A 26,475-nucleotide genomic window follows, 5' to 3' on the forward strand; every position below is an offset into this window, starting at 1 on the left:
CCAGGACAAAAAGGGAAGAGGCGGTGCCCAAGGGTGCCGCCTTTTCTCGTTTCAGCCCTAGGGCCGCGAAGATGCGAGCCACGCTTGGCCCGCAGCAGCCCTCTGACTATCTTGTGCGGATGAGCGATACGTCTGCCGACCGGCGACCGAACCTTGGAACGTTGACAATTGTCATGCTGCTGCATGGGCTGGCGCTGTATGGCCTTGCCCGCGCGTTAGCCCCTGACTTCGTCGCCTCGCTGGAGCGACAGGGGCTGGAGGCCATCACCATCGTGACGCCTGTAGTGCCAGAGCCTGTTCCGCCACCAACTCCGCAGGACCGCCCGGACGAAGGTGCGCAAGGCGCGCCCGGCAGGCAAGCCGTGCCACGCCCCGCAGAGGCACCGGAGGTGCGCGTTCCGCTGCAACCGCCGATACCCCTGCCGCCGGTTTCCTCCACCGGGGCCGCTACCCGCGCCGGGGCCGCAGCCAGTGGCGAGGGTACGGGGGCGGGGGGTGTCGGGAGTGGAGCCGGGAGCGGCTTCGGCGGTGACGGGCAGGGCGGCCGCTTCACGCCGACGCAGCCCGTCAAGATCGCCGGCGACATCAACTCTGCCGCTGACTATCCGACACCACCCGGGGGACGGGAAATTCGCCGTGGCCGCTCAGTTACCATCTTCCTGACGGTCGGTACGGATGGCCGGCCGACCGGTTGCCGCGTCGCATCCCCCAGTCCCGATCCCGAAGCGGACCGCATCACCTGCGAGCTTGCGGTGGAACGGTTTCGGTTTGAGCCGGCGCGCAATGCCGATGGTGAACCGGTCGCCGGAACCTACGGCTGGCGGCAACGCTGGTTCTGACGCCCTTTCTAGTGTGTTCCATGCGCGGCTTGAACGTGGAACCACGTTCCCGCAGAATTGTTTTTGTTCCACGCTAGAAAGGTTTACCTCCCAACCATGACCCTGATCCAACCGGTCATCCTGTGCGGTGGCGGCGGAACGCGCCTCTGGCCTCGCAGTCGTCGCGACCGGCCTAAGCCGTTCCTGCCGTTGCTGGGGGAGCGTACTTTGTTCCAGCAGACGCTGGATCGGGTAAGTGATCGCGACATGTTCGCTCCGCCGATCGTCGTAGCCGGGGCCGCGCACGAACCCCTTATTCGTGAGCAGGGTGGCAATGAACTCACGCTCATTGTCGAACCTGCGGCGCGCAACACCGCGCCTGCGATCGCACTAGCCGCATTGTCCCTGCCTGAAGATGCGATCATGCTGGTCTGTCCCAGCGACCATTACATCGCCAACGATGAAGCGTTCATCTCCGGAGTAAGGCAGGCGATCGCACTGGCGCGAGAAGGGCGCCTTGTCTCGTTCGGGATTGAACCGACAGCGCCAGAAACAGGGTACGGCTACATCCGCAAGGGCGCCGCGCTTGGCGAGGGATTTCAGGTCGACAGCTTTGTGGAAAAGCCGGATGCCGCGACCGCGCAGCAGTTCCTGGCTAGCGGACAGTACTGCTGGAACGGCGGTATTTTTGCGTTTGCTGCCGGCGATTTCGTCAAGGAACTCGGGCGGCACCGGCCCGAAATGGCGCGGGGCGTTGCTGAGGCCATGGCACAGGCGAAACGGTGCGGCGCGGCGATATACCCGGCGGCGGAGCCGTTCGCCGCCATCTCGGCCGAATCGGTCGATTACGCGGTTATGGAGAACACTGACCGTGCGGCGGTCGTGTCGGCTGATATGGGCTGGTCAGACATCGGGAACTGGGACGCGCTGCACACCGTGCGCCCGTGCGATGAACAGGGCAACCACACACGCGGTAAGGTCGAGCTGCGCGAATGCAGCAGGGTCATGGTGGAAAGCGACGGACCGCGCGTGTCGGTCGTGGGGCTGGAGGATGTGGTGGTGGTTATCGATGGAGACGACGTGCTGGTAACTTCGCGAGCGCACGCCCAATCCGTCGGAAAGCTGGCGGGGGCGGTGCAGCAATGAACGCACTGCTTGAACCCAAGCTGGTCGAAAAACCGTGGGGATGCGACCAGTTGCCGGACCCGTTTGCTGCGCCCGCAGGCAAGCGGATCGGCGAAATCTGGTTCGAACCGCCGCCAGCACTCGATGCACTTCTGGCAAAGTACCTGTTCACTTCCGAAGCACTGTCGGTGCAGGTGCACCCCGATGATGCTCGCGCGCCTGCCGGCACGCGCGGGAAAGAGGAATGCTGGCTGATCCTTCATGCAGACCCGGATGCCAGGCTGGCCATCGGATTCGACGAGGCAATTACGGCCGACGCACTGCGGGTAGCGGCGCAGGATGGTTCAATAGAGCAGCTGCTGACCTGGCATCGGGTAAAGGCCGGCGATTTCTTCTACCTGCCAGCCGGGACGGTGCACGCGATCGGAGCCGGCCTGACCATTGCCGAACTGCAGCAGAACAGCGATGTCACCTATCGGCTTTATGACTATGGCCGACCGCGCGAACTGCATCTGGAAGAAGGATTGCGGGTTGCCGATCGCGGCCGGTATGACGGCGGCAATCATCGGCACGTGGCGGCTGATGAAACCGCCATCCTGGTAGACGGACCGCATTTCCGGCTTGCTCACGTTGCTGGAGCGGCGGCTGACCAAGTGAGTGCGGCGTTCAACAAGCCGCTGATGATCCTCCCACTGGACGGCATCGTCCACTTGGAGAGCGGCGCAAGGGTTGAGCCGGGTGGTTGTGGCTGGGCTGAGGATATCGGCGAAGCGCGCTTCGAGGAGAACTCCCGTTCGCTTATCCTGACAACTGCCGGGTAGATTGCGGGCGTATCCTTTCGCCTATTTGGAGCAGTCCGGCTGTTCCCACTGGGCCAAAAGCGGGCGCGGCGTTACCGCCAGAATAGCCACGGCCCAAAGCGGACCTGCCGCGCAGCGCGCAAGCAAATGTCGCGACCGCGGCCATCTCTTGTGGTGTTCTACTGTTTGGTTAGCAGCTTCTGACCGCCCGCTTCGATCGCCTTGGCAACGGCAGGCTCCATGAAAGAGAGCATCGCTGGCAGCGTGACCTGAAATATGACCTGGCCTTCCTCGATCAGAACATCGCCCCTGACTTCGGCACCCATCGCGCCAACGGTCAGGTTCATCCGGTCTTCATCCACCCACCCGGTCTGCACCTGGGCCATCCCGCCGGGCATGAAGTTGGCTATTTCGCCGCTGCGTTCCCGCAGCCGGCGGCGCACTTCCTCCTTGGGCAGATTGTGCGGAACAGCGACGCGCATCAGTTCGACCCTCCGTCAGCGTTCCCGGTGGAACGGTACTCAAGATAGCGGTGCTTGATCGCGAGGTCATCCAGCGACCCTTGGGCCAGTTGCCGGGTGATCCCGTCGATTTCCGCGCTGATCCGGCCCAGCGCTTCAGTCACCTGTTCATCGGGCGATGCGCCGCCGCGCCGTTCGCTGCGCAAATGCGCGGGAATGGCGCGGTAACTGTCCACCGTTTCGGGGAGCACCTCGCCCACCAGACGGCGGATTTCACGCACCTGCGGATGGGATTGATCGACGCTCTGCAACTGCAGCCCCAGTTCGTCGAGTTGTACGCCGAGGTCGTCGACAATCCGCACAGCCGGCGGCGGAAGCGCGGGCCGTTGATGTTCCAGCCACAACTCGGTGCGGCCGACCATCTGCTTGACATCGCCCTTGTTGATGGCGGCACGCGTAGGCGGCTTCAGGCGCGGAAAGGTCGCCAGCACCACAACCGCCGTGACCAGCGCCAGGAAGGTCAGGAAGATGCCCAGAAAACCGATGCCGCCGATCACCAGCCCGCTGATCACCGCGGCCAGCAGAATGGCAAACACCGCCAGGATGATCCGCACCACCTTGCGCCGCCAGTGGCGCAGCTTCATGCGCCATGAGCCGCTGCCGATCGAGTTGGCGCGGGTACGCCTGTGCCGACCGCCCATGCGATTATCATCCCGCACCCGGCGGGCGTCTTCGATAAGGCGATCGCTGAGGCGGACCAGGTCGCTCATCAACCCTCCAGCGACAGCAGCGAAGGTTCGGACGCCTCAACCCGCGCTTGCGCCTTTGCCTGACCTTCCGCGCGCGCAATGTAGCCCTTTGACTTCTCCACCTCGTCGGACAGCACGTTCACCGTCTGCTTCATCGAGTCGAGCGCACGCAGCTTGAACTGGTCGACCTCGTCCATGGTGTCATACACGTTCTGGAACGCGCGTTGCAGCACTTCCAGCGGGATGGTCGAGGAAGCGGCCTGTTCATGGATCTTGCCGGTTTGTTCGCGCAGCATCTTGCCGGTTGAATCGATAATGCCGGCGGTGGTGTCGTTGAGCGCGGTGATCTGTTGCAGGACCAGGCGTTGATTGGTCATCGCCTCGCTGACGGTGACGGCCGTGCGCAGAGCGCCAACCGTGGTCGTGCTGGCGCGGTCGACCCCTTTCACCAGCTCCACATTGTTCTTCTTGACCAGATCGAGCGCCAGATACCCCTGCACGCTGACGGCCATCTGGGTCAGCAGATCCTGCGTCCGCTGCCGAACGTAGAACAGCGCCGTTTCGCGGATCGCCTTGGCCTTTGCCGGATCGGTGGCGTCGAGTTCTGCGGCCTTGTCCTCCAGCTTCTCGTCAAGCGAGCGGGAGATGTGGATCATCTGCTCCAGCTTGCCCATCGCGTCCCACAGCTTGGCGCGTTCGACGTCGATGGCCGCATTATCCATCAGCAGTTCGTCCTTGCCGTTGGCAAGCTTCGACAGCACTTCCTGAATATGGGTCTGCGCGCTCTGATAAGAGCGGAAGTAATCGTTGAGCTTGTTGCCGAAAGGGATGATCCCCAGCAACTTGCGCGGCCCGGTCAGTTTGCCCCGGCGACTGGGGTCCAGCGTCTCCACCGTGCGCCGCAGTTCGGCAAGGTTGGCACCCACACCCTCGTCCTTGTCCATCGCGCGCAGCGGCCGGTCCAGAAAACGGTTGGACATCCCGCTGGCCGCGGCGATTTCCTTGCGCCCCATGTTGGTCAACTGGTCGACCTTTCTGCCGAACTCCGGCGAGTTGGCGTCTTCGCTGACCAGGGCGGCGACATAGGCTTCGACCTTCTGATCTAATTTGGATTTCGTCTCTTCACTGACCGGAACGAGGCCGATCGCGCTCTCGGGTGCCACGGCAGGTACGGGATCGGGCGGGGTGAGTTCGAATTCCGTCTTGGTTGCGGTTGCCGTCTGTTTCGCGCTCATGAACCTCTCCGCCAAATCGCCAGCATCGTTTGTGCCTTGCCCCCGGTGCGAGCGCAATGCTCTGCCAGTCGGACCAAACCTGTATTAAGGAGCTAAAACACGGCAATCAAGGTGGCGCCGTCCCGGTGGTTCCCGTAAACTGACTCGCGTCGCCTTCGCGTTGTGTGATACGCTTGCGATGGATGGTGGGAACCGGGGGTCGCAACTCTATGGACAACCGCAATGTGGGCACCCTTGCCGGCAGGACGACCGACATGCTGTCGCTGGTCCTGAGCCAGAGCGACGAGTGCATCATGCTGCTGGGCCCGGATGACAGGTTCAGCTACATCAACCCGGCAGGCCGGCGGCACCTGATGATCTCTCCCGCAGAGGAGCTGAGTCTCGCGGACTGGTTGGGCTACTGGCCGGAAGAGCACAGCCTTTCGGCCGCCAAGACCATCACCGATGCGCGCGCCGGGCGGGCCGGGCGGGCGGAAGTTGCCTACCCCGGTGCTGACGGCGTCATGCGGTGGTGCGAGCTTGACGCCAAGCCGGTCAGCGAGTCCGCTGACGTAGCGCCGCACATTCTGCTGTTCGCCCGCGATGTGACTGCGCTAGTCGGCGAACGCGAGGCGGAACGCGACCGGCGGGCAGCTGCCGAGCGGGAAATTGAGCTGCTCGACGGAGTGGCGCGGGAGATGCGGCACCGGTTCAAGAACCAGCTGGCGGTGATCTCCTCTTTGCTGCGGTTGAGTGCCCGCCATTCCACCGACGTAATGGATCTGACTGCCAGGTTTGAACAGCGGTTGGGCGCCCTGTCGCGGGCACAGGACTTTCTGGCGGTACACCGCGGGGAGCGGCTGAGCGCAGGCGAGGCATTGCAGCAGATACTCCGCGCGAGCGGAGCGGGAGACCGGGTGGAAGTGACCAGCTGGCCGGACGCCACGTTGAACGACGAGGCGGTTCAGCAACTGGCCTTGATCCTTGGCGAGCTGCAGACCAATGCGCTCAAGCACGGGGTGCTGTCTGGCGACGAGGGGCGGATCATCCTGTCTGCGTCCCTTGAAGACGGGCGCTTGGCATTGTTGTGGGTGGAAGAGGGCGGCGGGCCGGTTACGCCACCCGCGCAACCTGGCGGCGGTCTCAAATTGCTGGAACGCATGGGCTCACTGCCGGGAGCGAAGGCCAGCGTGGAGTGGCGCAAGGACGGTGTTGCCGTCCGCTTCTTTGTGAAAATCAGCTGCTAGGCTGCTTCGCGCAGGGTGATTGGCTGCAACTCGCCCGACAGGTACAGCCTTTTCGCCTTCGCCCGGCTCAGCTTGCCCGAACTGGTCCGCGGGAGTGTCCGCGGCGGGACCAGTTCGACGACACAGTTCATCCCGGTAACTGCCTGCACCTTTTCGCGGATCTGCTGACGCAGCTTCAGCTGTTCCTCCGGCTCTGAGACACGGCAGTGCACCAGGACTGCGGCAGTTTCCTCGCCGCTTTCCAGTTCCAGCGAGAATGCGGCGATGTCTCCGTGGTTGAAGCCGGGCAGCTGTTCCACGGCCCACTCGATGTCCTGCGGCCAGTGATTCTTGCCGTTGATGATGATCATGTCCTTGGCCCGGCCGACGATGAACAGATAGCCATCGGCCATGTATCCCATGTCCCCGGTATCAAGCCAGCCGTCCACCAGGCAGTCGCGCGTCGCTTCCTCGTTGCGGAAATAGGAGTGCATGACCGATTCGCCGCGGCACCATACCTTGCCGATCTGCCTGTCCGCCTTCACCGCGCCGCCTTCTCCGCGTATCTCGACCTCGATACCGGGCAGCGCCTTGCCGCAATTGACGATCGCGCGGTAACGCGCCGGCCGCGACAGGTTGCGGGGGGCACCCGACAGGCGCTCTTCCTCCACCAGCTCGACCCGGATGCCCTCGCCCGGCGGCATGACAGTGACCGCCAGCGTCGCTTCGGCGAGGCCATAGGAGGGGGTGAACGCACTGGCCCGGAAGCCTGCTTCGGCAAACGCGTTGACGAAGTTCTGCATGACATCGGGCCGGATCATGTCCGCGCCATTGCCCGCAGTGCGCCAGCGCGACAGGTCGAACCGGTCGGCTACATGTGACTGGCTGGAAATGCGGCGGGCGCAAATGTCATAGCCGAACGTGGGCGAATAGGACATCGTGTTGCCCGCATTGCGGCTGATGAGGTCCAGCCAGGCGAGCGGGCGCCGGGCGAAATGTTCCGTCTTGAGGTAATCCACGCTGACCTGGTTGGCGATCGGCGACAGCAGACAACCGACCAGGCCCATGTCGTGATACCACGGCAGCCAGCTGACCACGCGGTCGTTCTCGCCCAGGTCAACGGCGGTGGCGTGGCCGAAGAGATTGTGCAGCAGCGCGCGGTGGGTCACTGCGACACCGGTCGGAAACCGGGTCGAGCCGCTGGAATATTGAAGATAGCAGATATCATCGGCCCGCGCGGTCGGCAGATCCACTTGCGGAGCGCTGCGCCCGGCGAAATCTTCCCAGCTGACGCTTTCGCAACCCTGGCGGCGACCTGCAGTTTCCGCCATTTCGGCGATCTCGGCCGGATAGAGCAGCAAGGCAGGGTCGCAGCTCGCAAGCTGATTGACCAACTGTTCGATATATCCTTCGCGCCCGCCGAAGCTCGTCGGCAGAGGCAGGGGAACCGGCCAGGCTCCGGCGTAGATGCAGGCGGCGAACAGCGCCGCAAACTCGGGTGAGGTTTCGGCGATCAGGGCGACCCGGTCCCCTCGACCGATGCCGCCAGCCACCAGCCGCCGCGCGTGGCCCAGCGCGTCCGTCCGCATCAGGGAGTACGGGTAAGGCCGCTCCAGATTGCCGCGCGCGTCGTAGAAGTTCAGCCCCTTCCTGCTTCCGGCCGCGTAATCAAGCGCTTCAGCGAACGTCGCGAAGTCTGCGCGGCGGCGTGGCTGCGGACAATCGTTCGGCGTGGGGGTGAGTCCAGCGTCGGTCATAAGGCCTTTTGTTGCGTAACCCCGTCAATGGTGAACGGCGTGTTACGGCCTGCTTGCGCATCAGGCAAGTTTCTCGGACCTTAACGGCTGGTTCCCCGAGTGCAGCGTTGCTGGGCGCGCACTCCTTGTGGCAGAGGAGCAGGCGATGAAGCAGGGTTCTGGCCAACGCAGCAGGGAACGCCGACCGCCCGTTCCGCTTGGCCGCGCGGCGCTGGAGGAGCTGGCGCTGGGTTATGTGGCGCGGTTCGCCACCAGTGCGGGCAGGCTGGAGCTATACCTGAGGCGCAAGCTGCGCGAACGGGGCTGGGCGGAGGGCCAAAGCGGCGGGCCGGAAGATGCGGTTGTCGCCATCGTGGAGCGGGCCATCGCCAATCGCTATGTCGATGACGCAGGGTTTGCCCAGGGCCGGTCCCGCTCCCTGACGCGGCGAGGTTATGGCCCCCGCCGGGTCGAAGCGGCACTGCGTGAAGCGGGCATCGCCGAGGATGTGCGCGCCGCTGCCCGGCCCGACGAGCGGCGGCAGCGTCAAGCCGCGCTCGACATGGCGAGGAAGCGCGGATTTGCACCTTTCGGAAAAGACGAGCCTGACGCGTCTGGGGACAGGTCGGGCTACGAAATGCTTGCGCAATCCGGCGCCAGGCAGGACAAGCAACTCGCCGCGCTGCTGCGCGCGGGACATGCGTTTGAAATTGCCCGCACCGTGCTCGCCTTTACGAGCCAAGCGGAGGCAGAGCGGTGGGTGGATGAAGCGGAGGATGGGGATGACAGGTCTTGAATTCAGCCGCGTGCTGCTGGCCGGCTTTGTCGCCGCAGGAATGGCGGCGTGCCAGGCGCAACCGGCTCAGCCGCAGGCGAACGCCGGCACAGCGGCAGCGCAGGGAGATGCGGTCGCGCGACATCCGGTCAGCGGGCTGGAGGTCGTGCCGCTCACAGTCACCAGTGATGGCCGGCAGCACCGCTTCCGCGTGGAAGTTGCTCGCACGGATGCGCAGCAGCAGCGCGGACTGATGGAACGCCGGACACTCGGGCCGGACGAAGGGATGATCTTCCCGTACAACCCGCCGCGCATGCAAAGCTTCTGGATGAAGAACACGCCCCTGCCGCTGGATATCATCTTCATCGGCCCTGACGGACGCATCATCAACATCGCGGCCAACACCCGCCCGATGTCCGAAGAGCAGTACCTGTCCGACGCCCCCGCCAGCCTGGTGCTCGAACTGCGCGGCGGCCGTGCCGGCGAACTGGGGATTGGACCGGGCGACCTGGTGGAGTGGTGATCAAAGGGGTGGTTCGCTGCCACGCCTGCGCATTGAGCCTCGGTGAGCGTTACTCCCCGCTTTCCCGTCGCTGCCAAATCCGCTAACCGGCCGCAGTATGAGCTTCCTCTCCAAGATCTTCACCTGGTGGAACGGTGCGACCATCGGCACCCAGCTGTTCACCGCAAGGCGCGGCGAAAAGGTCGGCACCGATGCCCAGGGCAATGTGTACTACCGGCTGCGCGGCAGGCGGGCGAACGAAGGTCGCTCAAGGTCCGCCGGAGCGGAGAAGCGGTGGGTCATCTACAACGGTGCCAATGATTCGAGCCGGGTGCCGCCTGAATGGCATGGGTGGCTGCACGGATCGTTCGACGACGTGCCGGAAAGCCACCTGCCCCCTGCCCGCATCTGGGAAGCGGAATACACGCCGAACGCCACCGGTACGGCCGATGCCTACCGTCCGCAGGGCGCGTTGGAGCGCGGTGGGCAGAGGGTGCGGACCTACGGCGATTACGAGGCGTGGTCTCCCGACGGCGAAGGGGCGGATTACCGGCGGAACAGCGACTCATGATCGGCCGCTGGAGCGCGGTTGTCGCACTGGGCGCGCTTGCCGCCTGCACCCAAGCTCCGCCACCACCTGCGCCGCAGGAAACTGAGGTGCCCGAGGAGCTGCTTGAAGCAGCACCACCGCCGCCCGCGCCCGATGCCGAGGCGATCGGCACTCCGATGGCCGAGCGGGTGGCGACAATCGGCGTCCTCAACAAGCGCAACAACCTGACGCAGGATCTGGAGATGCGCCCCGGAGAGGCGCGCCGGCTTGGCAATCTGATCGTGCGCCTGTCAGCCTGCGAGCGGACCGCTCCCTGGGAAGTGCCGCCGGAAACCGGCGCGTTTGTTCAGGTGCTGGTGAACCAGCGCGGCGGGGAGGGACAGGAACCGTCCTGGCAACGCGTCTTTTCAGGCTGGCTGTTCAAGAACTCGCCCAGCCTCAATGTCGTGGAGCACCCGATCTATGATGTCTGGGTGAAGGATTGCGCAATGAGCTTTCCAGGGGAGGAGGATGGGCCTGCTGCGCCGTCCGCGCCAGCGGCTTGAAGTGACGATATCGCCTGCGGAATAGAGCGGGCACAAGGTCCGGTCGCCGCGGCAAGCAATTTGCGATATTCTGTCTGTGAAATTGTCTGCGCGCCAAGCGTTGCGAGATGCCCGGTAATGAATTGGCAATCGAGAAGCAGATAGCCGGCTCGCCGCATGGCCGCCACCAGCCAGGCGAGCGCAACCTTGGACGCATTGTCCGCGAGCGAGAACATGCTCTCGCCGCAGAACACCCGGTCGAACGCGACGCCATACAACCCGCCGGCAAGTTCGCCGTTCAGCCAGCACTCGATCGAATGGGCGTGCCCGGCGCGGTGCAGCGCCAGGTAGCTTGCCTCAATCCGGCGACTGATCCAGCTGTCAGGCTGATCGGGGCGGGGGGCGGCGCAATGCCGGATGATCTCGGCAAAAGCCTGGTCGCAGGTTACTTCGAAGCGGTCTCGCGCAAGCACCTTGCGCAAACTGCGCGACATGTGGAAGCCATCCAGCGGAAGAATTGCTCGCTCGCGCGGCTCGACCCAGAATACCTCGGTATCATCGCGCCCGTCTGCCATCGGAAACACTCCCGCGCGGTACGCCTGTAGCAGCAACGGAACAGGCAGGGGCGGGGCGGCGGGGGCGTGCATCTTCGGGGTCTCCGGTGCGCACAACGCGCGAACCCGGCAAACCGTTCAAGCTGGCGTCCTATAACGGGTGCTTGCCAGGTGTCGGACCAGCAGGTAAGGGCGCCGGACCGACTGCAGGGGTGTAGCTCAGCTGGTAGAGCATCGGTCTCCAAAACCGAGGGCCACGGGTTCGAATCCTGTCACCCCTGCCACCCTTTGCCAAAATGACACACCCGTCAAGGTTTGCGCAACAATCGTAGTTAACGCGGGAACCTGTGCGGCGAGCCGTTTGTTATCCTCGACGAACCGCGCGTTGCGGTTTGAGGAGGCGAACCATGTCAACCTATACCGTCCGCAGCAGCCGACCCGACAGCTGGGTACAACCGCGCCCGTATTGCGACGAGTCGATCCGACTGCGCACCTATGGCCGTATCCAGCCCATGGAACGCCCTGGTTTTCTGGCTCGACTGTTCGGCCGCCGCTGAACGGAAGCGTTGCCGGGCGCCCGTCACTCTCTGGCCCCGTCGGCTCCCACTCTCTTGCTTTTCGCAGACGCCCGGCATAGACGGGCGGTGCTCTTCCCACAATGAAGGACGCCATCGCCTTCCCGCAAGTTGTCCGGGGCGGCGGCGGCGCTTATGTGAGCGACGCACAAGCAGGAAGTGACGAGGATCATGGCAAAGCAATCTCCGGCCGAATTCATCAGTCAGGTCCGCGCCGAAGGGCGCAAGGTGGTCTGGCCAACTCGTGAAGAGACGATCCGTACGTCCATCTTCGTGTTCATCCTCACGCTGATCCTGTCGCTGTTCTTCCTCGGCGTAGACTCAGCTTTCGGCGCTGTGGTGCGCTGGCTTCTTCAACTCATCTGATTTTTCGGTGGAGCACGGCTCCGCCGGCGCCCAACTTTCAGGATTATCCATGGCACGCTGGTACATCATTCACGCCTACTCAGGATTCGAGAACAAGGTGCGCGACGCAATCCTTTCGGAAGCGGAGCGGCTGGGCCTGTCGGACGGAGTTGAGCAGGTGGAGGTGCCCACCGAAACGGTCACGGAAATCAAGCGCGGCAAGAAGGTGCAGACCGAACGCAAGTTCATGCCCGGTTACGTGCTGGCCAAGCTGAACCTCACGGACGATGTGTATCACCTGGTGAAGAACACGCCCAAGGTTACCGGCTTCCTCGGGTCGGGCAGCAAGCCCCAGGCGATTTCCGAAAAAGAAGCCGCGCGCTACTTTGGCGGGGTGGAACAGGCCAAGGCTGCGCCCAAGACGCAGATCAGCGTCGCCTACGAGATTGGCGATCAGGTCAAAGTGCTGGACGGACCTTTCGCCACCTTCACCGGTGTTGTGGAAGAACTCGATTTCGACAAGGCGCGGGTCAAGGTGTCCGTGTCGATCTTCGGCCGCGCGACGCCACTGGAGCTCGGCTTCGACGAGGTCGAACTGGTCAAGTAACTCCACGGGGCCAGCGGCGCGTCAGGTCAAGGCGGAGCGGCTCATCAATCAGGCGATGGTCAGCAGATCATCTCGACGGTACTAAGCTGTACCACATCGTGATTTTTCTGCAGAGGTGAGCGTGCTGCTTGCGGCGCGGGACCATTGCTTTTCCGCACGGATTGAGTATGTGCGGCGTATCCCAGACATCGGGAACCCATGCGGGAGGCTCGCTTCGCTGCAAGCCGCTCGAACCGCTTACCATGAGGCTTTGCCGCAACAGGCAACGCCGACAGTGAGAAAGGAGGCCCATCGTGGCCAAGAAGATTACCGGTTACATCAAACTGCAGGTGCCTGCGGGTACCGCCAACCCCTCCCCGCCGATCGGGCCCGCACTGGGTCAGCGCGGCGTGAACATCATGGAATTCTGCAAGGCGTTCAACGCTGCGACGCAGGATCTGGAAAAGAGCGCGCCGATCCCGACGGTAATCACCGTCTATGCCGACCGCTCGTTCTCGTTCGTCACCAAGACACCGCCGGCATCCTTCTACCTCAAGAAGGCGGCCAACCTGAAGTCGGGTTCGAAAGAGCCGGGCAAGGTTTCGGCCGGAACCATCAAGCAATCCGCGGTGCGCGAGATCGCCGAATCGAAGATGGCCGACCTGAACGCCAACGACATCGAGCAGGCGATGAAGATCATCGAAGGTTCCGCCCGCTCCATGGGCCTTGAAGTGGTGGAGGGCTGAACTGATGACAAAACTGACCAAGCGGCAGAAGGCCATCGCGCAGCAGATTGATCGCGAAAAGCTGTACACGGTGGACGAAGCACTGGCTGTGCTGCGTGACCTCGGACAGCAGACCAAGTTCGATGAAACCATTGAAGTCGCCATGAACCTTGGCGTTGATCCTCGCCATGCCGACCAGATGGTTCGCGGCATGGTGTCGCTGCCTTCAGGTACCGGCAAGGATGTCCGCGTTGCGGTTTTTGCGCGCGGCGACAATGCCGACAAGGCGCTGGCCGCCGGAGCGGACAAGGTCGGGGCCGAAGACCTGATGGAAGACATGCAGGCCGGCAACCTGGACTACGACCGGGTCATTGCGACGCCCGATATGATGGGCGTGGTGGGCCGGCTCGGCAAGGTGCTCGGTCCCAAGGGGCTGATGCCCAATCCCAAGCTGGGAACGGTGACGCCGAACGTCGAACAGGCGGTCAAGGACGCCAAGAGTGGCCAAGTGGAATTCCGGGTGGAAAAGCAGGGCATTATCCACTCTGGCATCGGCAAGATGAGCTTTGACGACGCAGCCATCAAGGCCAATTTCCAGGCACTGACCAATGCGATCGTGAAGGCGAAGCCTGCCGGCGCCAAGGGCAAGTACGTCCGCAAGGTTACGATGACATCCAGCATGGGTCCCGGCCTCAAGGTCGACCTGGCGGAGGTCGAGGGCGCCTGAACCGTCCGACATTCCTTTAACCATTATCGAGGGCGGGCCAGCACGGCTCGCCCTTTTTCTTTGGTGAAGGCTGGCCTGCACGGGGGTGTGAACAGAGCCGGTACCGCAGGCAGGCGGAAAGATTGTGCGGTCCAAGCGTATCTCTCGGAGAAACGATGGGAAGGCAGGTTTATCATGGGTTGGATGTGGATTTTGGTGACGGGCATCGGTGCAATCGCGCTGTTCATTGCCATTTACTACGCACGCGGTCGTAACAAGCAGGACAGCCCTCGCAGCATCGCCCAGGCGGAGCAGGGCGCGCGGCAGGTGCGCGACGAAATCAACCTGGACGAGCAGCGGCGGGGTGAATAGGCCCGGCTAATCAGATGCCGCCGGGCGTAAAGTCCCAGCCCGCGCCCGACAGCGCGTCGCACATCGCATCGACACAGGCGCGCAGTTCATCCGCGTCGGTTGAACGCACCACGAAATTGGAACCAACCCGGCCTTCGCGGAAGAATGGATAGCTGCCGATCTGGCAGCGATCATGCGCACCTTCGATCGTCCGCAACAAGTCCGCGACCTCGCTTTCCGGGATAAATCCGCCGACCGTTTCGGTGAGCAGCGGTAATCCGCCTTCCAGTGTGCCGGTCAGCGCGTCCAGCATACCGGCGGTGATGTGCGGCACTCCCGCCATGAGAAAGCAGTTGCCGATTTTCAGCCCCGGCGCGCCGGACATTCGGTTGCGGATCAACTCCGCCCCTTGTGGCGCACGCGCCATTCTGAGCCGACCGTCGGTCAACCCACCCTTGTCGGCATAATAGCGTTCAAGGATGGCCCGCGCCTCAGGGTGAATGATGACCGGCAGTTCCAGCGCCTTGGCGACAGCATCGACCGTGATGTCATCATGTGTGGGGCCGATGCCGCCAGTCGTAAACAAATAGTCATTGGCGTTACGCAAGGCGTTCACCGCTTCCACGATGCGGTCTTCCACGTCCGCGACGACGCGGACTTCGGCGAGGCGAATACCTTGCACCTGCAGCCAGCGGGCGATCTGCGCGATGTTCTTGTCCTGCGTCCGGCCGGACAGGATTTCATCGCCGATGATGCAAAGGCCGGCGGTGAAGATGCGGTCAGGATTGCTGCTCATTGGGCTGTGCCTAACGCAAAGCGGGGGGAGGCGCCAGCGGCGCGCAGCAAGGCTATGCCGCGCCTTCCAGCACCGTGTCGTTGCGCTGGCCTGCCGGGCCTGCTTTGCGCAAGACCAGAATACCATCGTCCACCGGGTCGCGTTCCATGCGGCGGCGGTCGAGCTGGTAATCCTGGCTCAGCCGCCAAGGCCACTGCGTCGCGCTTTTGGGCATGAGGTGAAGCGCGCGTTGGATGTAGCCTGAAGAGAAATCGAACACATCCTCTTCTGTCAGCCCGTGTTCACCCGGCAGCGCCGCCACAGCGATGTCCGCGCCGCGTTCCTCCATCAGGTTCAGCACCCGGCAGACGTAATCGGCATTGAGGTCCGCGCGCAGCGTCCAGCTCGCGTTGAGGTAGCCGAACACCGCCGCCAGGTTCGGCAGGTTGGAAAACATGCAACCCTTGTAATAGAAGCGCTGGCTGAAATCGACGGCTTGCCCATCCAGCAGTACGGCGATCTTGCCCGCCACGGCGAGTTTGAGGCCGGTCGCTGTTACGATTACGTCCGCCGGCAGGAACGCGCCTGACGAAAGACGGATGCCTTTCTCCTCAACCGCGGCAATCGTGTCCGTGACGATCTGCGCCCGGTCGTCGCGGATGGCGTGAAACAGGTCATCGTCGGGAACCAGGCACACCCGCTGCTCCCATGGATTGTAGGGCGGGGTGAAAGCGGCAGGTTCGTACTTCCCGCCCAGCACTTTCCTGATCCGCTTGTGCATCATCGCGCCGACTTTGGCGGGCTTGGCCCTGGCCCGCTTGTAACCCAGATCCTGCATCTTGACGTTCTTCCACCGGGTCAGTCGATAGGCCAGCTCCTCGGGCAGGATGCTGCGCAGCAGGTTGGCGATCCCGTCTCTGGCCGGGCGGCCGAACATCCAGGTGGGGGTGCGTTGCAGCATCGTGACCTTTGCCGCCTTGCCTGCCATGGCGGGTACAATCGTCACGGCGGTTGCACCGGAACCGATCACGACCACCTGCTTGCCCGCATAGTCGAGGTCGGCGGGCCAGAACTGCGGATGGACTACCGTGCCGCCAAAGCTGCTGAAGTCGAAACCCGCCTGATAGGGTTCGTCATAGTCATAATATCCTGCGCCCAGGTACAGCCAGCGCGCCGTCAAGTGTTCGCGCGTACCGCCGCTTCGCTCCACCTCAACGGTCCAGTAGGCCGCGGTGCTGTCGAAATTGGCACTGATCACTTTCGTTTGGAACTGGATCTTCGGGCGAATACCTCGCTCGTCCGCGATGGTGCGCAGGTAATCCAGGATCGCGGGGCCATCCGCGATGCTCTTTTCATGCTTCCACGGCTCGAACACGAACCCCAGCGTGTGCATGTCGCTATCGGAACGTACGCCGGGATAACGGAACAGGTCCCAGGTGCCGCCGATGTCCTGCCGCTGCTCGACGATGGCGTAGCTTCGGCCGGGACACTTCTGTGTCAGGTGCGCTGCCATGCCGATACCCGACAGTCCCGCGCCAACGATCAGTACATCCACTCTATCGCTTGTGCTCATTCTCGCCTCTCATGGACTCGGCGGGGGGTCATTCCGCGCCGCGCACCGTAACCTATCCTCTCCCACTGGGAAGCCATCACGGGATCTTCATTTCCATCGAGCATTTGCTGCGCAGATAACGTGAGCAGGGCAATAAATTACTAACGACACGACGAGCTGATACAAATGTTTCGTTTGACTTATCTTTGTAGAACATTTATTTCAACCACTCGTATTCGGGAAGGGGCGGCGATGGAACGGCTTGCGGTGGGCTTGCCTGCGTCGGGAGAAGCGGGTGACAAACTGATCGAGTTCGAAGCGGGCGATGCGCACGCCGTGCTCAGCTGGCTCCAGCATGACGTCAAGGCACGCACCGCTCCGCTCTTCTGCGGAGGCGTTCGAAAAGGCCAATTGCGCAGGCTCGGTCGCCGCGACCAGAGCTACTGGATGATAGTGCCTCATGAGCGCCAGGAAGATTGCAGTGCTGCGGCTTCCACGTCGGACTAGCTGGAAAGTTCATCGACGATACCCAGTTCGGCATCACCGTACAGATAGCTTGGGCTGAATGTTCCAAACTTCTCCAGCTGCGCGCGGTTTTCCACATAAAGGGTGCCGCGCCTGAAATCGGCGATCCCCTCACGGCGCAGCTGACCCAGCGCGCGGTTCATGTGAATGGATGTCACCCCGCACATTTCGGCCAGCTGCACCTGCGTGAGCGGCGTGCGGACCAGATTGGGCATGCCGATCCCGACCATGTCCAGCCGATACCATAATTCGGCGAAGATGTGGGCAACCCGCTGCGCCGCCTGCAACTGTTCGAGACGGCAGATCCATTCACGGTGGATCGCCGCATCAAGCAGGGTGGAGAACCACAAAATGCGGGCAAGGTGCGGCTGCTCTGCCATAACCTTCTTCAGATCGTCATGCAGGACATAGCCGACCAACGCCTCTCCGACGCTGACGATGTCGTGATCGAGCCGCTTCAGGGCAAAGGCGTGCAGGTCGACGAAGTCGCCCGGAACCTGGACGCTGACGATCGAGCGGCGGCCATCCAGGGTAATGGTGCGCAGCATGTAACCCTTGATCAGGATCGTGCTTCGGTCCAGCACCTCTCCCCGGCGGGCAAAGTGGGTCCCGTCGGCAAGCACCTCGGTGGTCGTGACAAGATCTTCGACGATCTGCTGCTCTTCCGGTGTCATGGCATGACGCAGCCGTCCCATCAGGAAGCGCCCGGTAAGCGGAAACTGTTCCAAGCTGGCGGCCCCCCAAAATGCCTGTTGCCGCGCGAGTATGTATGCACCGTAGGCCCTTGGCAACTCGCTAGGTCATGACCCAACGCCGCGAAGGAAGGGGATGAACTGCCTATCCCGACTTCACCCAAGCGATTTACACATATAATAATATCTTTATATGTGCTCGGGCAATGCAGACTGAGACGATCTTCCGCGCTTTGGCCGATGCGACCCGGTTGCGCATCCTGCGGCTGCTTGGCTCCATGGAACTGGCTGTCGGCGAACTGGCTCAGGTGCTGCGGCAAAGCCAGCCACGCGTCTCACGCCACGTCGCGATCCTGTGCGACGCGCGCTTGGCGGAACGGCGGCGCGAGGGAAGCTGGGTTTTCCTGCGCACGGTGGATGGACGGCCGAACCCGCTCGCCGGGGCGGTCGCCCGCACTCTCGCCATCGCGGAGGCGGAAGATGAACAATTTGCCGCCCTTTGCCGCGCCGACCGGGAACAGTTGGACGCAATCCGCCGCGCGCGCGAAGACCATGCGGCGGCCTATTTCGCACAGCACGCTGATGCCTGGGACCACCTGCGCCAGCTCCACAGCCCCGACCCGATCGTCGAGGCTGCGCTTGCCGCCCTTCTGCAGGACGAGCCACTGGGTGACTTTCTCGATTTAGGCACCGGGTCGGGACGGATGGCTGAACTGTTCGCGGCGCAGGCGCAGCGGGTTGTCGCGCTGGACAACAGCCCGGAGATGCTGCGGGTGGCCCGGGCCAAGCTGCAGCACCTGCCGGCCCAGCGGGTCGAACTGGTGCAAGGCGATTTTCACAGTCTGCCCTTTGCATCGCACCGCTTTTCGACAGCCATGCTGCATCAGGTGCTGCACTTCGCGATCGACCCGGCGCGCGCGGTGGCCGAAGCCGGCCGCGTGCTGGCGCCGGGCGGGCGGATCGTCATCGTCGATTTCGCGGCGCACCAGCGCGAGGATCTGCGGGAGCGTCATGCTCACGTCAGGCTCGGCTTTAGCGATGAAGTCATCGGACAGCTGCTGCGCGCCGCCGGACTGGAACCGGAGCCTTTCGTAACGCTCGAGGGCGGGGAACTGGTCGTGAAGATCTGGCCAGGCCGCAAACCGCTCACAGCGGTGCGGCCAGCCGACCTGTCCGCAGCCATGCCGCTTGAAAAAAGAGCGCGGGCATGATGACCACCCTTGATCAGATGCGGGAGGCGCGCACTGCGCTGGACACTCCGCTGTTCGCCGCGCTGCCCGGCGACATCTCTGCAAGTTTCGAGTTCTTTCCGCCAAAATCGGAAAAGATGGACGCGCAGCTATGGGACGCTGTGCAGCAGCTCAAGCCGTTACGGCCTGACTTCGTTTCGGTGACCTATGGCGCCGGCGGGTCCACGCGGGAACGGACCCATGCCACCGTGTCGCGCATCATCCGGGAAGCCCGCATCCCGGCCGCAGCGCACCTGACCTGCGTGGATGCCAGCAAGGACGACATCCGCGCGGTGGCGGAGCAGTACTGGGCCGATGGTGTCCGTCACATTGTGGCGCTGCGCGGCGACGCCGGAGAGCCGGGCGCGCCATTCGTGCCGCATCCCAACGGCTATCGCAATGCCGAGGAGCTTGTGCGGGGTTTAAAAGACATTGCCGACTTCGACATTTCTGTTGCCGCCTATCCGGAAAAGCATCCTGACGCCGATTGCCCGCAGGCGGACATCGACAATCTCAAGCGCAAGCTGGACGCCGGAGCGACACGGGCCATTACCCAGTTCTTCTTTTCCGCCGACACTTTTTTCCGGTTTCGCGACGCGCTCGAACGGAGCGGAGTGGACGCGCCGGTCATTCCAGGCATTCTGCCGGTCACGAACGTGGCGCAGGCGCGAAAGTTTGCCGGATCTTGCGGAGCGCAAATCCCCGCTTGGATGGACGGCCTGTTCGAAGGCTTGGATGAACGCCCGGCTGCGCGGCAGCTGGTCGCCGCCACCGTGGCAGCAGAACTTTGCCGCCGGTTGTACGCGGGCGGCGTTCGGCAATTCCACTTCTACACGCTGAACCGCGCCGAACTCGCCTACGCGATTTGCCACATGCTGGGGATGCGACCCAAGGAGCGATCGGGTGAGTAAGCGGCAGGAACTGCTCGACGCTGCGGCTCAGGCCATTCTGGTGAAGGATGGCCCCTATGGCACGGAAATCCAGCGGGCGCGGCTTTCCGCGCAGGACTACGCCGGCGCCATGGATCTGGATCGCGACCAGAAAGGCAATAACGATCTGGTAAACCTGACGCAGCCCGGCCTCGTGCGGCAGATCTGCGACAGCTACATTGCGGCCGGCGCGCGCGTGCTCGCCACCAACACGTTCAACGCCAACCGCATCAGCCAGGCCGATTACGGCGCGGAAGCGCTGGTGCGTGATATCAACCTCGCGGCGGCCCGCATCATCCGGGAAGCGGTCGACGAGGCTTGTGCCCGCGACAATACGGCGCGCTTCGTCGCCGGAGCTGTCGGACCCACCAACAAGACACTGTCGCTGTCGCCCGATGTCGAGGATCCCGGCTATCGGGAAGTCACCTTCGATGACATCGTCGCGGTCTACTACGAACAATGCGCGGCCCTGGTCGACGGGGGTGCCGATTTCATCCTGATCGAAACCGTTTTCGACACTCTGAACTGCAAGGCCGCGATAATGGCGGTCAGGCAGCTCGAGCGCGAGCTTGATCGCGACGTACCCATGATGATCTCCCTGACCTTGACCGACCTGTCCGGGCGCAACCTGTCCGGCCACACGGTTGAAGCGTTCTGGCATGCGGTACGTCACGCCAGGCCAGTGGCCGTGGGTCTCAACTGCAGCTTCGGGGCCGAACAGTTGCGGCCCCACATCCAGTTGCTATCCGGCCTCGCCGACACGCTGCTGCTTGCCTATCCCAACGCCGGGCTGCCGAACGAACTGGGCCAGTATGATGAAGCGCCAACGACTACGGCCGCACTGGTAAGCGAATGGGCGCAAGCCGGACGGGTCAACATTCTCGGCGGTTGCTGTGGCTCGACCCCCGACCACATCGCAGCGATAGCTGCGGCGGTGGCGGGGCTTGCGCCGCGCAAGGTGCCGCAGGACCGGGCGCAGATGCGGCTGGCGGGGCTAGAGCCGTTCACCCTGGCCGCCTAGTATGAATGACCCGTCGACCGTCCGGTTCGTCAACATCGGCGAGCGTACCAATGTAACCGGGTCTGCCCGGTTCAAGAAACTCGTGATGGAAGGCAATTACACCGCCGCCGTCGAGATCGCGCGCAGCCAGGTGGAGAACGGCGCGCAGATCATCGACGTCAACATGGACGAAGGACTGCTGGATTCAGTCCAGGCCATGACGACCTTCCTCAAGCTGATCGGGGCCGAACCGGACATCGCCCGCGTCCCGGTGATGGTGGACAGTTCCAAGTGGGAGGTAATCGAAGCCGGACTGAAATGCGTATCGGGCAAGCCGATCGTCAATTCCATCAGCATGAAGGAGGGCGAGGGGCCGTTTCTCGCGCAGGCGAGGCTGTGCATGGACTATGGCGCAGCAGTCGTCGTCATGGCGTTCGACGAGATCGGCCAGGCGGACACCAGACAGCGGAAGGTGGAAATCTGCACCCGCGCCTATGATCTGCTGGTGGCGAGCGGTTTTCCGCCCGAAGACATCATCTTCGACCCCAACATTTTTGCCATCGCCACCGGGATCGAGGAACACGATCGCTATGCGCTCGATTTCATCGAGGCCTGTCGCGAGATCAAGGCCCGCTGCCCCCGCGCAAAGGTCAGTGGCGGCCTGTCTAACCTGTCCTTCAGCTTTCGCGGCAACGAAACCGTTCGCCGCGCCATGCACTCGGTGTTCCTGTATCACGCGATCCCGGCCGGGCTGGACATGGCGATCGTCAACGCCGGGCAGCTCGACATCTACGATACCATCGACCCGGTTCTGCGTGAGGCGTGCGAGGACGTCATCCTTATACGGCGTTCTGACGCCACGCAGCGGCTGATCGATCTCGCGGAAAGCTACAAGGGCCATGATTCCCGGGCCGAGAAGGAGGCCGCTGAATGGCGCGGGTGGCCGGTTGCGCGCCGCCTTGAGCATGCCTTGGTGAAAGGTATCGACGCCCACGTGGTCGAGGACACGGAGGAGGCGCGGCAGACCTCCGCGCGGCCGATCGACGTCATCGAGGGTCCGTTGATGGATGGCATGAACGTCGTCGGCGATCTGTTCGGTTCCGGCCGGATGTTCCTGCCGCAGGTGGTGAAATCCGCCCGCGTGATGAAAAAGGCGGTCGCGCACCTCATTCCTTTCATCGAAGCGGAAAAGGAAGCTGGCGCACGGGCAAAGGGCAAGATCGTCATGGCCACCGTCAAGGGCGACGTGCACGACATCGGCAAGAACATCGTCGGCGTGGTGCTGCAGTGCAACGGATACGAGGTGATCGATCTTGGCGTGATGGTGCCGTGGCAGCGCATCCTGGAAGCCGCGAACGAACATGGCGCGGACATGATCGGGTTGTCCGGCCTCATCACGCCGTCGCTGGACGAGATGGTGACGGTGGCCGAGGAGATGGCGCGGGCAGGCATGACCATGCCGCTGCTGATCGGCGGGGCAACGACCAGCAAGGTGCATACCGCGTTGAAGATCGATCCTGCCTACAGCGGCCCGGTCATCCATGTTCTCGACGCCAGCCGCGCCGTGGGTGTTGCAAGCCGGCTGCTGTCCGATACCGGGCGTGACGAACTGGTCGCATCCACTGCTGAGGAATATGCCGAGGTGCGGGAGAAGCGGGCAGGCAAGGGTGCGTCCGAATTGCTGTCCCTGACGGAAGCCAGAGCGGCCGGCTTTAAAGCGGACATGTCCCTGAAGGCGCCTGCGCCCGCGCGACCCGGCCGGCATGTGTTCGATAACTGGCCGCTGGCGGACCTGCGCGATTACATCGATTGGACGCCGTTCTTCCGCTCGTGGGAGCTGCATGGCAATTACCCCGCTATCCTGACCGACCCGGTGGTTGGAGCGAGCGCCCGCAGCCTGTTCGCCGATGCGCAGGCGATGCTGGACAGCATCGTGGCGGAAGGCTGGCTGACCGCAAAGGGAGTATGCGGGCTGTGGCCGGCCTCACGGGATGGGGATGACATTCTTATCGTCCCGCCGCTGGCGGTTGAGGAGGCCGCCCATTCGGCGGATGGGCGGACGCTCGTGACCAGCCCGCCGGCATCGGGGGGCGATACCCTCGTCCGCATGCCGTTCCTGCGGCAGCAGGTCAGGAAAAGCCGCGACCGCGCCAGCTACTGCCTTGCCGATTTCATCGACACGGCCGATGACTGGATCGGCGGCTTCGCAGTGGCGATCCACGGGATCGAGGAGCATGTCGCCCGGTTCAAGGCAGCGCATGACGATTACTCCGACATTCTCCTGAAAGCGCTCGCCGATCGGTTCGCCGAGGCGTTTGCGGAACGCCTGCACCAGCACGTCCGGACCGATCTGTGGGGCTATGCATCGCAAGAGCGGCTCGATGCGCAAGCGCTCATCAAGGAGCAGTATCGCGGCATCCGTCCGGCACCCGGCTATCCGGCATGCCCGGACCATTCGTTGAAGCCGATCCTGTTCGACCTGCTGCACGCGCAGGAATGTATTGGCGCATCACTGACAGAGAGCTTCGCGATGCTGCCCACCAGCGCCGTCAGCGGCTTCTACTTCGCTCATCCCGACAGCAGCTATTTCGGCGTGGCGCGGATCGGGCCCGATCAGCTGGCCGATTACGCCGCCCGCCGCGGCGTTGACATGGCCCAGGCAGAACGCTGGCTCAGACCGAACCTCGATTGACCTCTTGCCGCGCGCGGTTGGCCGCTTGCCCTGTCAAGCGGCGCAGCAGCGGCGTCACCACCGGCACCGTCAGCATGGTAGAGGCAATCGCCATCAACAACAGCGCAGTGAACGTCTCGTTGGAGATGATACCCCGGTCGAGCAGCACATTGGCAAAGATGATCTCGATCAACCCCTTGGTCTGCAGCAGCCAGCCGGCCAGCCGCGCCTCTCCAGGAGGCCAGCGCAGCAGGCGGCCGGCAAGGGTCAACCCGGCGATCTTGCCTCCCACCGAAGCTGCCAGCAGCAGCGCCGCCGCGCCGAACACGGCGAGGCCGCCCATGTCCCATTGCGTTCTGAGGCCCGTGGAAAGGAAGAACACCGGCATGACGGTCAGCAGCACCGTGTTGCGAAAGCTGTCGATCGCCTGCTCGCCGAACCACCGGGCATTCAGCACCACGCCGGCAAGGAACGCGCCGACCATGAAGTGCAGCCCGGACCAGTCGGCGCCGAGCGCGGCCAGCGCCAGCCATACAAGGCCCGCATACCACCGGTCGTGGACGCCGAGGCGCGGCATAATCCGGCGCATGGCCAAGGCAATCACGGCGAAGGCGGCCAGGAACACAAGCTGCCGGCCGATCCGTTCCCAATCCAGCAGGATAAGCGCCAGCATGCCCCAAATGGCGATGTCGTCCAGCGACGCATACCGCAGGATGCGCTGCCCAAGCGGCTGACGCAGCAGGCCCAGCTTCTCCAGCAGCAGAACGAGTATGGGCAGCGCCGTTACCGCGCAGCCCATGCCGATGCCGAGAACCAGTTGCCACGATTGACCCGTCGGCCCGGCCCAGCCGCTGCTCCAGCCAATCAACACCAGTGCGGCCACGCAGCCGAACAGAAACGGCGTGAGCAGGGCAAAGCCTGCCGTCAGACCGCTTTCCCGCCGCGCGACCCATGCCTGCCGCAGGTCGAGTTCAAGCCCGGCGACCCAGACGAACATCATCACCGCCCACCAGCCGAGGCCGCTGAGCGCCGTGACCGTGTCCGGCCGGAACACAGACGCGTAGTAATCCGGAAAAACGGCGCCAAGGACACCCGGTCCAAGGAGCACCCCCGCGATGATCTGCACCACCACCAGCGGCGCCCAGTAATCCGTGCGCAACCCCCGCCACACCAGCCAGGGCACGGCGAAAATGATCAGGAGCGCGATCAGGAAAACTTCCACCAGCGTCATGAGAACCCCCGACACCGCTTAGCGACAGAAGCCTAAATCATCCACTGCAAAGAACTTAGCTGCATCCCTTGGTGATTGACCGGTGGCTGTTCTTCGCGCAGGAACCCGTTGTCGGCCAAGGAAGCGATTCTGCGGCGGGCACGCGCGGGAGAGTCCGCCGCCAGCAATGGCGCGGCGCCGAAGGAGCAACCGCCCCGGAAACTCTCAGGCCACCGGACCGCGCGCGCCTTCTGACACTCTGGAAAGCGTCGCGCGTTGCGCGGCCACCGAAGGGGTAATCCGCCGCACCGGCGGGCGAAGCTCTCAGGTTTCCCGACAGAGGGGGCAGCGGACCGCCTTCATTCCTGAAGCGCGGCCGCGCCTGCCGGGGAATGTCGAGTGAGCGATACGGATACGCAGCCTGAAGTGGAAAAGCTGCCACTTGACGCCTGGCATCGCCGCAAGGGCGCCCGGATGGTGCCCTTCGCCGGTTACGAGATGCCGATCCAGTATGAGGGCATCGTGGCCGAACATCACTGGACCCGCGATCATGCCGGACTGTTCGATGTCAGCCACATGGGCCAGCTGCTGGTGACGGGCGACGGCGCGGCTGCCGCACTCGACGCGCTGATGCCGGCGAACGTGTCCGCGCTGAAGCCAGGGCGGGTCCGCTATTCTCTCCTGCTGAACGAGGAGGGAGGCATTCTCGACGATTTGATGGTCACCAATGCGACACCCTGGATTCCGGCGGACGAAGAAACCGGAGAAGCAGGTCGGTGGGGAGAGCCGACCTATTACCTGGTCGTCAACGGCGCAACCAAGTGGGATGACATTGCCCATTTGCGCGAACACCTGCCGGACGAGGTGACGCTGACCCACTTGGACGAGCAGGCGTTGCTTGCTCTTCAGGGGCCCAGCGCGGCCACAGCGCTCAACCGGGTGATGCGCGGTGTTCCCGAACAGCTCAGCTTCATGCAGTCGATGACTTACGAGTTCGGCGAGCTGCCCCTGCGCATCTCTCGCTGTGGCTACACGGGCGAGGACGGTTTTGAAATTTCCGTCGCCGCCGAACAGGCGCAGATGCTGGCGGACCGGTTGTGCGCCGAGATCGAGATACGGCCCGCCGGATTGGGCGCGCGCGACTCCCTGCGGCTCGAAGCCGGACTGCCCCTCTACGGACACGATCTCGACCCTACCCGCGATCCGGTCAGCGGCGGGTTGTCCTTTGCCCTGACCAAAAAGCGCCGGGAGGAAGGCGGCTGGATCGGTCATCAGGCCTGCGCGGCCAAGTTTGCCGATGGGGTGGCGGAACGCCGGGTCGGCTTGGTGCTCGAAGGGCGCATGCCTGCGCGGGAGGGGGCAAAGGTGTTCGCTGGAGACAGGCAGGTCGGACTGGTGACGAGCGGCGGGTTCTCCCCCACGCTGAACCATCCGATCGCCATGGCCTATGTCACTGGCGATCATGCCGACGATGGCACCAGGCTGGAGGTGGAAGTGCGAAACAAACGCTTGCCTGCCAGCGTTTCGCCGCTGCCTTTCGTACCGCACCGCTATCACAGAGGGAGTTGAA

The 26,475-nt window shown here is 63.6% G+C and carries 29 protein-coding genes, 1 tRNA gene and 1 riboswitch; of the genes, 21 read left to right on the forward strand and 9 right to left on the reverse strand.

What is annotated here, in order from left to right; all coding sequences use genetic code 11:
* The first annotated feature begins 119 nt into the window (after positions 1-119).
* The 3 genes from LHJ54_RS05810 (at position 120) to LHJ54_RS05820 (ending at position 2,764) form a co-directional block, all read left to right on the forward strand.
* Complete coding sequence (locus LHJ54_RS05810) at positions 120-839, forward strand: TonB family protein (protein ID WP_228242968.1); 720 nt, start codon at positions 120-122, stop codon at positions 837-839.
* Positions 840-935: 96 nt separating this feature from the next.
* Positions 936-1,964, forward strand: a complete 1,029-nt coding sequence (locus LHJ54_RS05815; RefSeq protein ID WP_228242969.1) for a mannose-1-phosphate guanylyltransferase — start codon at positions 936-938, stop codon at positions 1,962-1,964.
* Positions 1,961-2,764 carry a class I mannose-6-phosphate isomerase gene (locus tag LHJ54_RS05820; protein WP_228242970.1) on the forward strand — a complete coding sequence of 268 codons (804 nt, stop codon included), beginning with the start codon at positions 1,961-1,963 and terminating at the stop codon, positions 2,762-2,764. The genes LHJ54_RS05815 and LHJ54_RS05820 overlap by 4 nt, the downstream gene beginning before the upstream one ends.
* A gap of 158 nt (positions 2,765-2,922) precedes the next feature.
* Here the strand turns inward: LHJ54_RS05820 and LHJ54_RS05825 are convergent, their stop codons facing one another.
* The 3 genes from LHJ54_RS05825 to LHJ54_RS05835 are packed head-to-tail and all read right to left on the reverse strand — an operon-like array spanning position 2,923 to position 5,188.
* Positions 2,923-3,225, reverse strand: coding sequence for a polyhydroxyalkanoic acid system family protein (locus LHJ54_RS05825; RefSeq protein ID WP_228242971.1), 303 nt, complete (start codon positions 3,223-3,225; stop codon positions 2,923-2,925).
* A complete protein-coding gene (locus LHJ54_RS05830; RefSeq protein WP_228242972.1) occupies positions 3,225-3,974 on the reverse strand; it encodes a hypothetical protein in 750 nt (249 codons plus the stop codon). Before LHJ54_RS05830 ends, LHJ54_RS05825 begins: the two co-directional genes overlap by 1 nt.
* Positions 3,974-5,188: a toxic anion resistance protein gene (locus LHJ54_RS05835; protein WP_228242973.1), complete on the reverse strand. Its 1,215-nt coding sequence runs from the start codon at positions 5,186-5,188 to the stop codon at positions 3,974-3,976. Before LHJ54_RS05835 ends, LHJ54_RS05830 begins: the two co-directional genes overlap by 1 nt.
* A gap of 209 nt (positions 5,189-5,397) precedes the next feature.
* On the opposite strand from LHJ54_RS05835, the gene LHJ54_RS05840 reads away from it, so the two are divergent.
* Positions 5,398-6,414 carry a sensor histidine kinase gene (locus LHJ54_RS05840; RefSeq protein ID WP_228242974.1) on the forward strand — a complete coding sequence of 339 codons (1,017 nt, stop codon included), beginning with the start codon at positions 5,398-5,400 and terminating at the stop codon, positions 6,412-6,414.
* Here the strand turns inward: LHJ54_RS05840 and LHJ54_RS05845 are convergent.
* Positions 6,411-8,150 (reverse strand): fatty acyl-AMP ligase, encoded by a 1,740-nt coding sequence (locus LHJ54_RS05845; protein WP_228242975.1) that lies wholly within the window; start codon positions 8,148-8,150, stop codon positions 6,411-6,413. The two genes, LHJ54_RS05840 and LHJ54_RS05845, sit on opposite strands and share 4 nt — an antisense overlap.
* Before the next feature lie 145 nt (positions 8,151-8,295).
* Here LHJ54_RS05845 and LHJ54_RS05850 point away from each other — a divergent pair, with 145 nt between their 5' ends.
* From LHJ54_RS05850 to LHJ54_RS05865, 4 genes are all read left to right on the forward strand, one after another.
* The gene (locus LHJ54_RS05850; RefSeq protein ID WP_228242976.1) at positions 8,296-8,925 is read left to right on the forward strand and encodes a regulatory protein RecX; all 630 of its coding nucleotides are present in this window, start codon (positions 8,296-8,298) and stop codon (positions 8,923-8,925) included.
* Entirely contained in the window at positions 8,912-9,427 is a 516-nt protein-coding gene (locus tag LHJ54_RS05855; protein ID WP_228242977.1) for a DUF192 domain-containing protein, read from the forward strand. Before LHJ54_RS05850 ends, LHJ54_RS05855 begins: the two co-directional genes overlap by 14 nt.
* Positions 9,428-9,524: 97 nt before the next feature.
* Positions 9,525-9,977 (forward strand): NADH:ubiquinone oxidoreductase subunit NDUFA12, encoded by a 453-nt coding sequence (locus LHJ54_RS05860; protein ID WP_228242978.1) that lies wholly within the window; start codon positions 9,525-9,527, stop codon positions 9,975-9,977.
* Positions 9,974-10,501 (forward strand): DUF2155 domain-containing protein, encoded by a 528-nt coding sequence (locus LHJ54_RS05865; RefSeq protein WP_228242979.1) that lies wholly within the window; start codon positions 9,974-9,976, stop codon positions 10,499-10,501. Before LHJ54_RS05860 ends, LHJ54_RS05865 begins: the two co-directional genes overlap by 4 nt.
* Here LHJ54_RS05865 and aat read toward each other — a convergent pair.
* Positions 10,417-11,127 carry a leucyl/phenylalanyl-tRNA--protein transferase gene (gene aat / locus LHJ54_RS05870; RefSeq protein ID WP_228242980.1) on the reverse strand — a complete coding sequence of 237 codons (711 nt, stop codon included), beginning with the start codon at positions 11,125-11,127 and terminating at the stop codon, positions 10,417-10,419. The genes LHJ54_RS05865 and aat overlap by 85 nt on opposite strands.
* Before the next feature lie 115 nt (positions 11,128-11,242).
* Between aat and LHJ54_RS05875 the strand changes: the two genes are divergently transcribed.
* The 7 genes from LHJ54_RS05875 (at position 11,243) to LHJ54_RS05905 (ending at position 14,343) form a co-directional block, all read left to right on the forward strand.
* A tRNA-Trp gene (locus LHJ54_RS05875) sits at positions 11,243-11,318 on the forward strand.
* A 123-nt stretch (positions 11,319-11,441) separates the two neighbouring features.
* Positions 11,442-11,591, forward strand: coding sequence for a hypothetical protein (locus LHJ54_RS05880; protein WP_228242981.1), 150 nt, complete (start codon positions 11,442-11,444; stop codon positions 11,589-11,591).
* 189 nt (positions 11,592-11,780) lie between these two features.
* Positions 11,781-11,975, forward strand: coding sequence for a preprotein translocase subunit SecE (gene secE, locus LHJ54_RS05885; protein WP_228242982.1), 195 nt, complete (start codon positions 11,781-11,783; stop codon positions 11,973-11,975).
* Positions 11,976-12,024: 49 nt separating this feature from the next.
* A complete protein-coding gene (gene nusG / locus LHJ54_RS05890; protein ID WP_228242983.1) occupies positions 12,025-12,561 on the forward strand; it encodes a transcription termination/antitermination protein NusG in 537 nt (178 codons plus the stop codon).
* A gap of 293 nt (positions 12,562-12,854) precedes the next feature.
* On the forward strand, positions 12,855-13,286 hold the full coding sequence (gene rplK / locus LHJ54_RS05895; RefSeq protein ID WP_228242984.1) for a 50S ribosomal protein L11: 432 nt from the start codon (positions 12,855-12,857) through the stop codon (positions 13,284-13,286).
* Positions 13,287-13,290: 4 nt separating this feature from the next.
* On the forward strand, positions 13,291-13,992 hold the full coding sequence (gene rplA / locus LHJ54_RS05900) for a 50S ribosomal protein L1 (protein ID WP_228242985.1): 702 nt from the start codon (positions 13,291-13,293) through the stop codon (positions 13,990-13,992).
* 174 nt (positions 13,993-14,166) lie between these two features.
* A complete protein-coding gene (locus LHJ54_RS05905) occupies positions 14,167-14,343 on the forward strand; it encodes a hypothetical protein (RefSeq protein WP_228242986.1) in 177 nt (58 codons plus the stop codon).
* Positions 14,344-14,353: 10 nt separating this feature from the next.
* Here LHJ54_RS05905 and LHJ54_RS05910 read toward each other — a convergent pair whose 3' ends face one another.
* Positions 14,354-15,118 (reverse strand): molybdopterin-binding protein, encoded by a 765-nt coding sequence (locus LHJ54_RS05910; protein ID WP_228242987.1) that lies wholly within the window; start codon positions 15,116-15,118, stop codon positions 14,354-14,356.
* A gap of 52 nt (positions 15,119-15,170) precedes the next feature.
* Complete coding sequence (locus LHJ54_RS05915) at positions 15,171-16,670, reverse strand: NAD(P)/FAD-dependent oxidoreductase (RefSeq protein WP_228242988.1); 1,500 nt, start codon at positions 16,668-16,670, stop codon at positions 15,171-15,173.
* 231 nt (positions 16,671-16,901) lie between these two features.
* On the opposite strand from LHJ54_RS05915, the gene LHJ54_RS05920 reads away from it, so the two are divergent.
* Positions 16,902-17,156, forward strand: coding sequence for a hypothetical protein (locus LHJ54_RS05920; protein ID WP_228242989.1), 255 nt, complete (start codon positions 16,902-16,904; stop codon positions 17,154-17,156).
* On the opposite strand, the gene LHJ54_RS05925 is transcribed toward LHJ54_RS05920, so the two are convergent.
* Complete coding sequence (locus tag LHJ54_RS05925) at positions 17,153-17,902, reverse strand: Crp/Fnr family transcriptional regulator (protein ID WP_228242990.1); 750 nt, start codon at positions 17,900-17,902, stop codon at positions 17,153-17,155. The two genes, LHJ54_RS05920 and LHJ54_RS05925, sit on opposite strands and share 4 nt — an antisense overlap.
* Before the next feature lie 170 nt (positions 17,903-18,072).
* Between LHJ54_RS05925 and LHJ54_RS05930 the strand changes: the two genes are divergently transcribed.
* From LHJ54_RS05930 to metH, 4 genes are read left to right on the forward strand one after another with little or no spacing between them, the layout of a single operon-like run.
* Positions 18,073-19,077 carry a metalloregulator ArsR/SmtB family transcription factor gene (locus LHJ54_RS05930; protein WP_228242991.1) on the forward strand — a complete coding sequence of 335 codons (1,005 nt, stop codon included), beginning with the start codon at positions 18,073-18,075 and terminating at the stop codon, positions 19,075-19,077.
* Complete coding sequence (gene metF / locus LHJ54_RS05935; protein ID WP_228242992.1) at positions 19,074-20,006, forward strand: methylenetetrahydrofolate reductase [NAD(P)H]; 933 nt, start codon at positions 19,074-19,076, stop codon at positions 20,004-20,006. Before LHJ54_RS05930 ends, metF begins: the two co-directional genes overlap by 4 nt.
* Positions 19,999-21,045, forward strand: a complete 1,047-nt coding sequence (locus tag LHJ54_RS05940; RefSeq protein WP_228242993.1) for a homocysteine S-methyltransferase family protein — start codon at positions 19,999-20,001, stop codon at positions 21,043-21,045. The genes metF and LHJ54_RS05940 overlap by 8 nt, the downstream gene beginning before the upstream one ends.
* 1 nt (position 21,046) lies before the next feature.
* The gene (gene metH / locus LHJ54_RS05945; protein WP_228242994.1) at positions 21,047-23,716 is read left to right on the forward strand and encodes a methionine synthase; all 2,670 of its coding nucleotides are present in this window, start codon (positions 21,047-21,049) and stop codon (positions 23,714-23,716) included.
* On the opposite strand, the gene LHJ54_RS05950 is transcribed toward metH, so the two are convergent.
* Complete coding sequence (locus LHJ54_RS05950; RefSeq protein ID WP_228244311.1) at positions 23,697-24,926, reverse strand: cation:proton antiporter; 1,230 nt, start codon at positions 24,924-24,926, stop codon at positions 23,697-23,699. The genes metH and LHJ54_RS05950 overlap by 20 nt on opposite strands.
* Before the next feature lie 135 nt (positions 24,927-25,061).
* A riboswitch (glycine riboswitch) is annotated at positions 25,062-25,156 on the forward strand.
* A gap of 148 nt (positions 25,157-25,304) precedes the next feature.
* On the opposite strand from LHJ54_RS05950, the gene gcvT reads away from it, so the two are divergent.
* Positions 25,305-26,474, forward strand: a complete 1,170-nt coding sequence (gcvT, locus tag LHJ54_RS05955) for a glycine cleavage system aminomethyltransferase GcvT (RefSeq protein ID WP_228242995.1) — start codon at positions 25,305-25,307, stop codon at positions 26,472-26,474.
* Position 26,475: the final 1 nt, after the last annotated feature.

The organism is Porphyrobacter sp. GA68, assembly GCF_022605525.1.
Lineage (GTDB): Bacteria > Pseudomonadota > Alphaproteobacteria > Sphingomonadales > Sphingomonadaceae > Qipengyuania_B.

Coding starts and splice junctions, on each gene's coding strand:
- LHJ54_RS05860 (WP_228242978.1), top strand. CDS start 9,525: ATGAGCTTCCTCTCCAAGATCTTCACCTGGTGGAACGGTGCGACCATC.
- LHJ54_RS05950 (WP_228244311.1), bottom strand. CDS start 24,926: ATGACGCTGGTGGAAGTTTTCCTGATCGCGCTCCTGATCATTTTCGCC.
- LHJ54_RS05810 (WP_228242968.1), top strand. CDS start 120: ATGAGCGATACGTCTGCCGACCGGCGACCGAACCTTGGAACGTTGACA.
- nusG (WP_228242983.1), top strand. CDS start 12,025: ATGGCACGCTGGTACATCATTCACGCCTACTCAGGATTCGAGAACAAG.
- metF (WP_228242992.1), top strand. CDS start 19,074: ATGATGACCACCCTTGATCAGATGCGGGAGGCGCGCACTGCGCTGGAC.
- LHJ54_RS05910 (WP_228242987.1), bottom strand. CDS start 15,118: ATGAGCAGCAATCCTGACCGCATCTTCACCGCCGGCCTTTGCATCATC.
- LHJ54_RS05830 (WP_228242972.1), bottom strand. CDS start 3,974: ATGAGCGACCTGGTCCGCCTCAGCGATCGCCTTATCGAAGACGCCCGC.
- LHJ54_RS05920 (WP_228242989.1), top strand. CDS start 16,902: ATGGAACGGCTTGCGGTGGGCTTGCCTGCGTCGGGAGAAGCGGGTGAC.
- LHJ54_RS05880 (WP_228242981.1), top strand. CDS start 11,442: ATGTCAACCTATACCGTCCGCAGCAGCCGACCCGACAGCTGGGTACAA.
- LHJ54_RS05865 (WP_228242979.1), top strand. CDS start 9,974: ATGATCGGCCGCTGGAGCGCGGTTGTCGCACTGGGCGCGCTTGCCGCC.
- LHJ54_RS05820 (WP_228242970.1), top strand. CDS start 1,961: ATGAACGCACTGCTTGAACCCAAGCTGGTCGAAAAACCGTGGGGATGC.
- LHJ54_RS05840 (WP_228242974.1), top strand. CDS start 5,398: ATGGACAACCGCAATGTGGGCACCCTTGCCGGCAGGACGACCGACATG.
- LHJ54_RS05825 (WP_228242971.1), bottom strand. CDS start 3,225: ATGCGCGTCGCTGTTCCGCACAATCTGCCCAAGGAGGAAGTGCGCCGC.
- LHJ54_RS05815 (WP_228242969.1), top strand. CDS start 936: ATGACCCTGATCCAACCGGTCATCCTGTGCGGTGGCGGCGGAACGCGC.
- LHJ54_RS05905 (WP_228242986.1), top strand. CDS start 14,167: ATGGGTTGGATGTGGATTTTGGTGACGGGCATCGGTGCAATCGCGCTG.
- secE (WP_228242982.1), top strand. CDS start 11,781: ATGGCAAAGCAATCTCCGGCCGAATTCATCAGTCAGGTCCGCGCCGAA.
- LHJ54_RS05850 (WP_228242976.1), top strand. CDS start 8,296: ATGAAGCAGGGTTCTGGCCAACGCAGCAGGGAACGCCGACCGCCCGTT.
- aat (WP_228242980.1), bottom strand. CDS start 11,127: ATGCACGCCCCCGCCGCCCCGCCCCTGCCTGTTCCGTTGCTGCTACAG.
- metH (WP_228242994.1), top strand. CDS start 21,047: ATGAATGACCCGTCGACCGTCCGGTTCGTCAACATCGGCGAGCGTACC.
- rplA (WP_228242985.1), top strand. CDS start 13,291: ATGACAAAACTGACCAAGCGGCAGAAGGCCATCGCGCAGCAGATTGAT.
- LHJ54_RS05835 (WP_228242973.1), bottom strand. CDS start 5,188: ATGAGCGCGAAACAGACGGCAACCGCAACCAAGACGGAATTCGAACTC.
- LHJ54_RS05930 (WP_228242991.1), top strand. CDS start 18,073: ATGCAGACTGAGACGATCTTCCGCGCTTTGGCCGATGCGACCCGGTTG.
- LHJ54_RS05845 (WP_228242975.1), bottom strand. CDS start 8,150: ATGACCGACGCTGGACTCACCCCCACGCCGAACGATTGTCCGCAGCCA.
- LHJ54_RS05915 (WP_228242988.1), bottom strand. CDS start 16,670: ATGAGCACAAGCGATAGAGTGGATGTACTGATCGTTGGCGCGGGACTG.
- LHJ54_RS05855 (WP_228242977.1), top strand. CDS start 8,912: ATGACAGGTCTTGAATTCAGCCGCGTGCTGCTGGCCGGCTTTGTCGCC.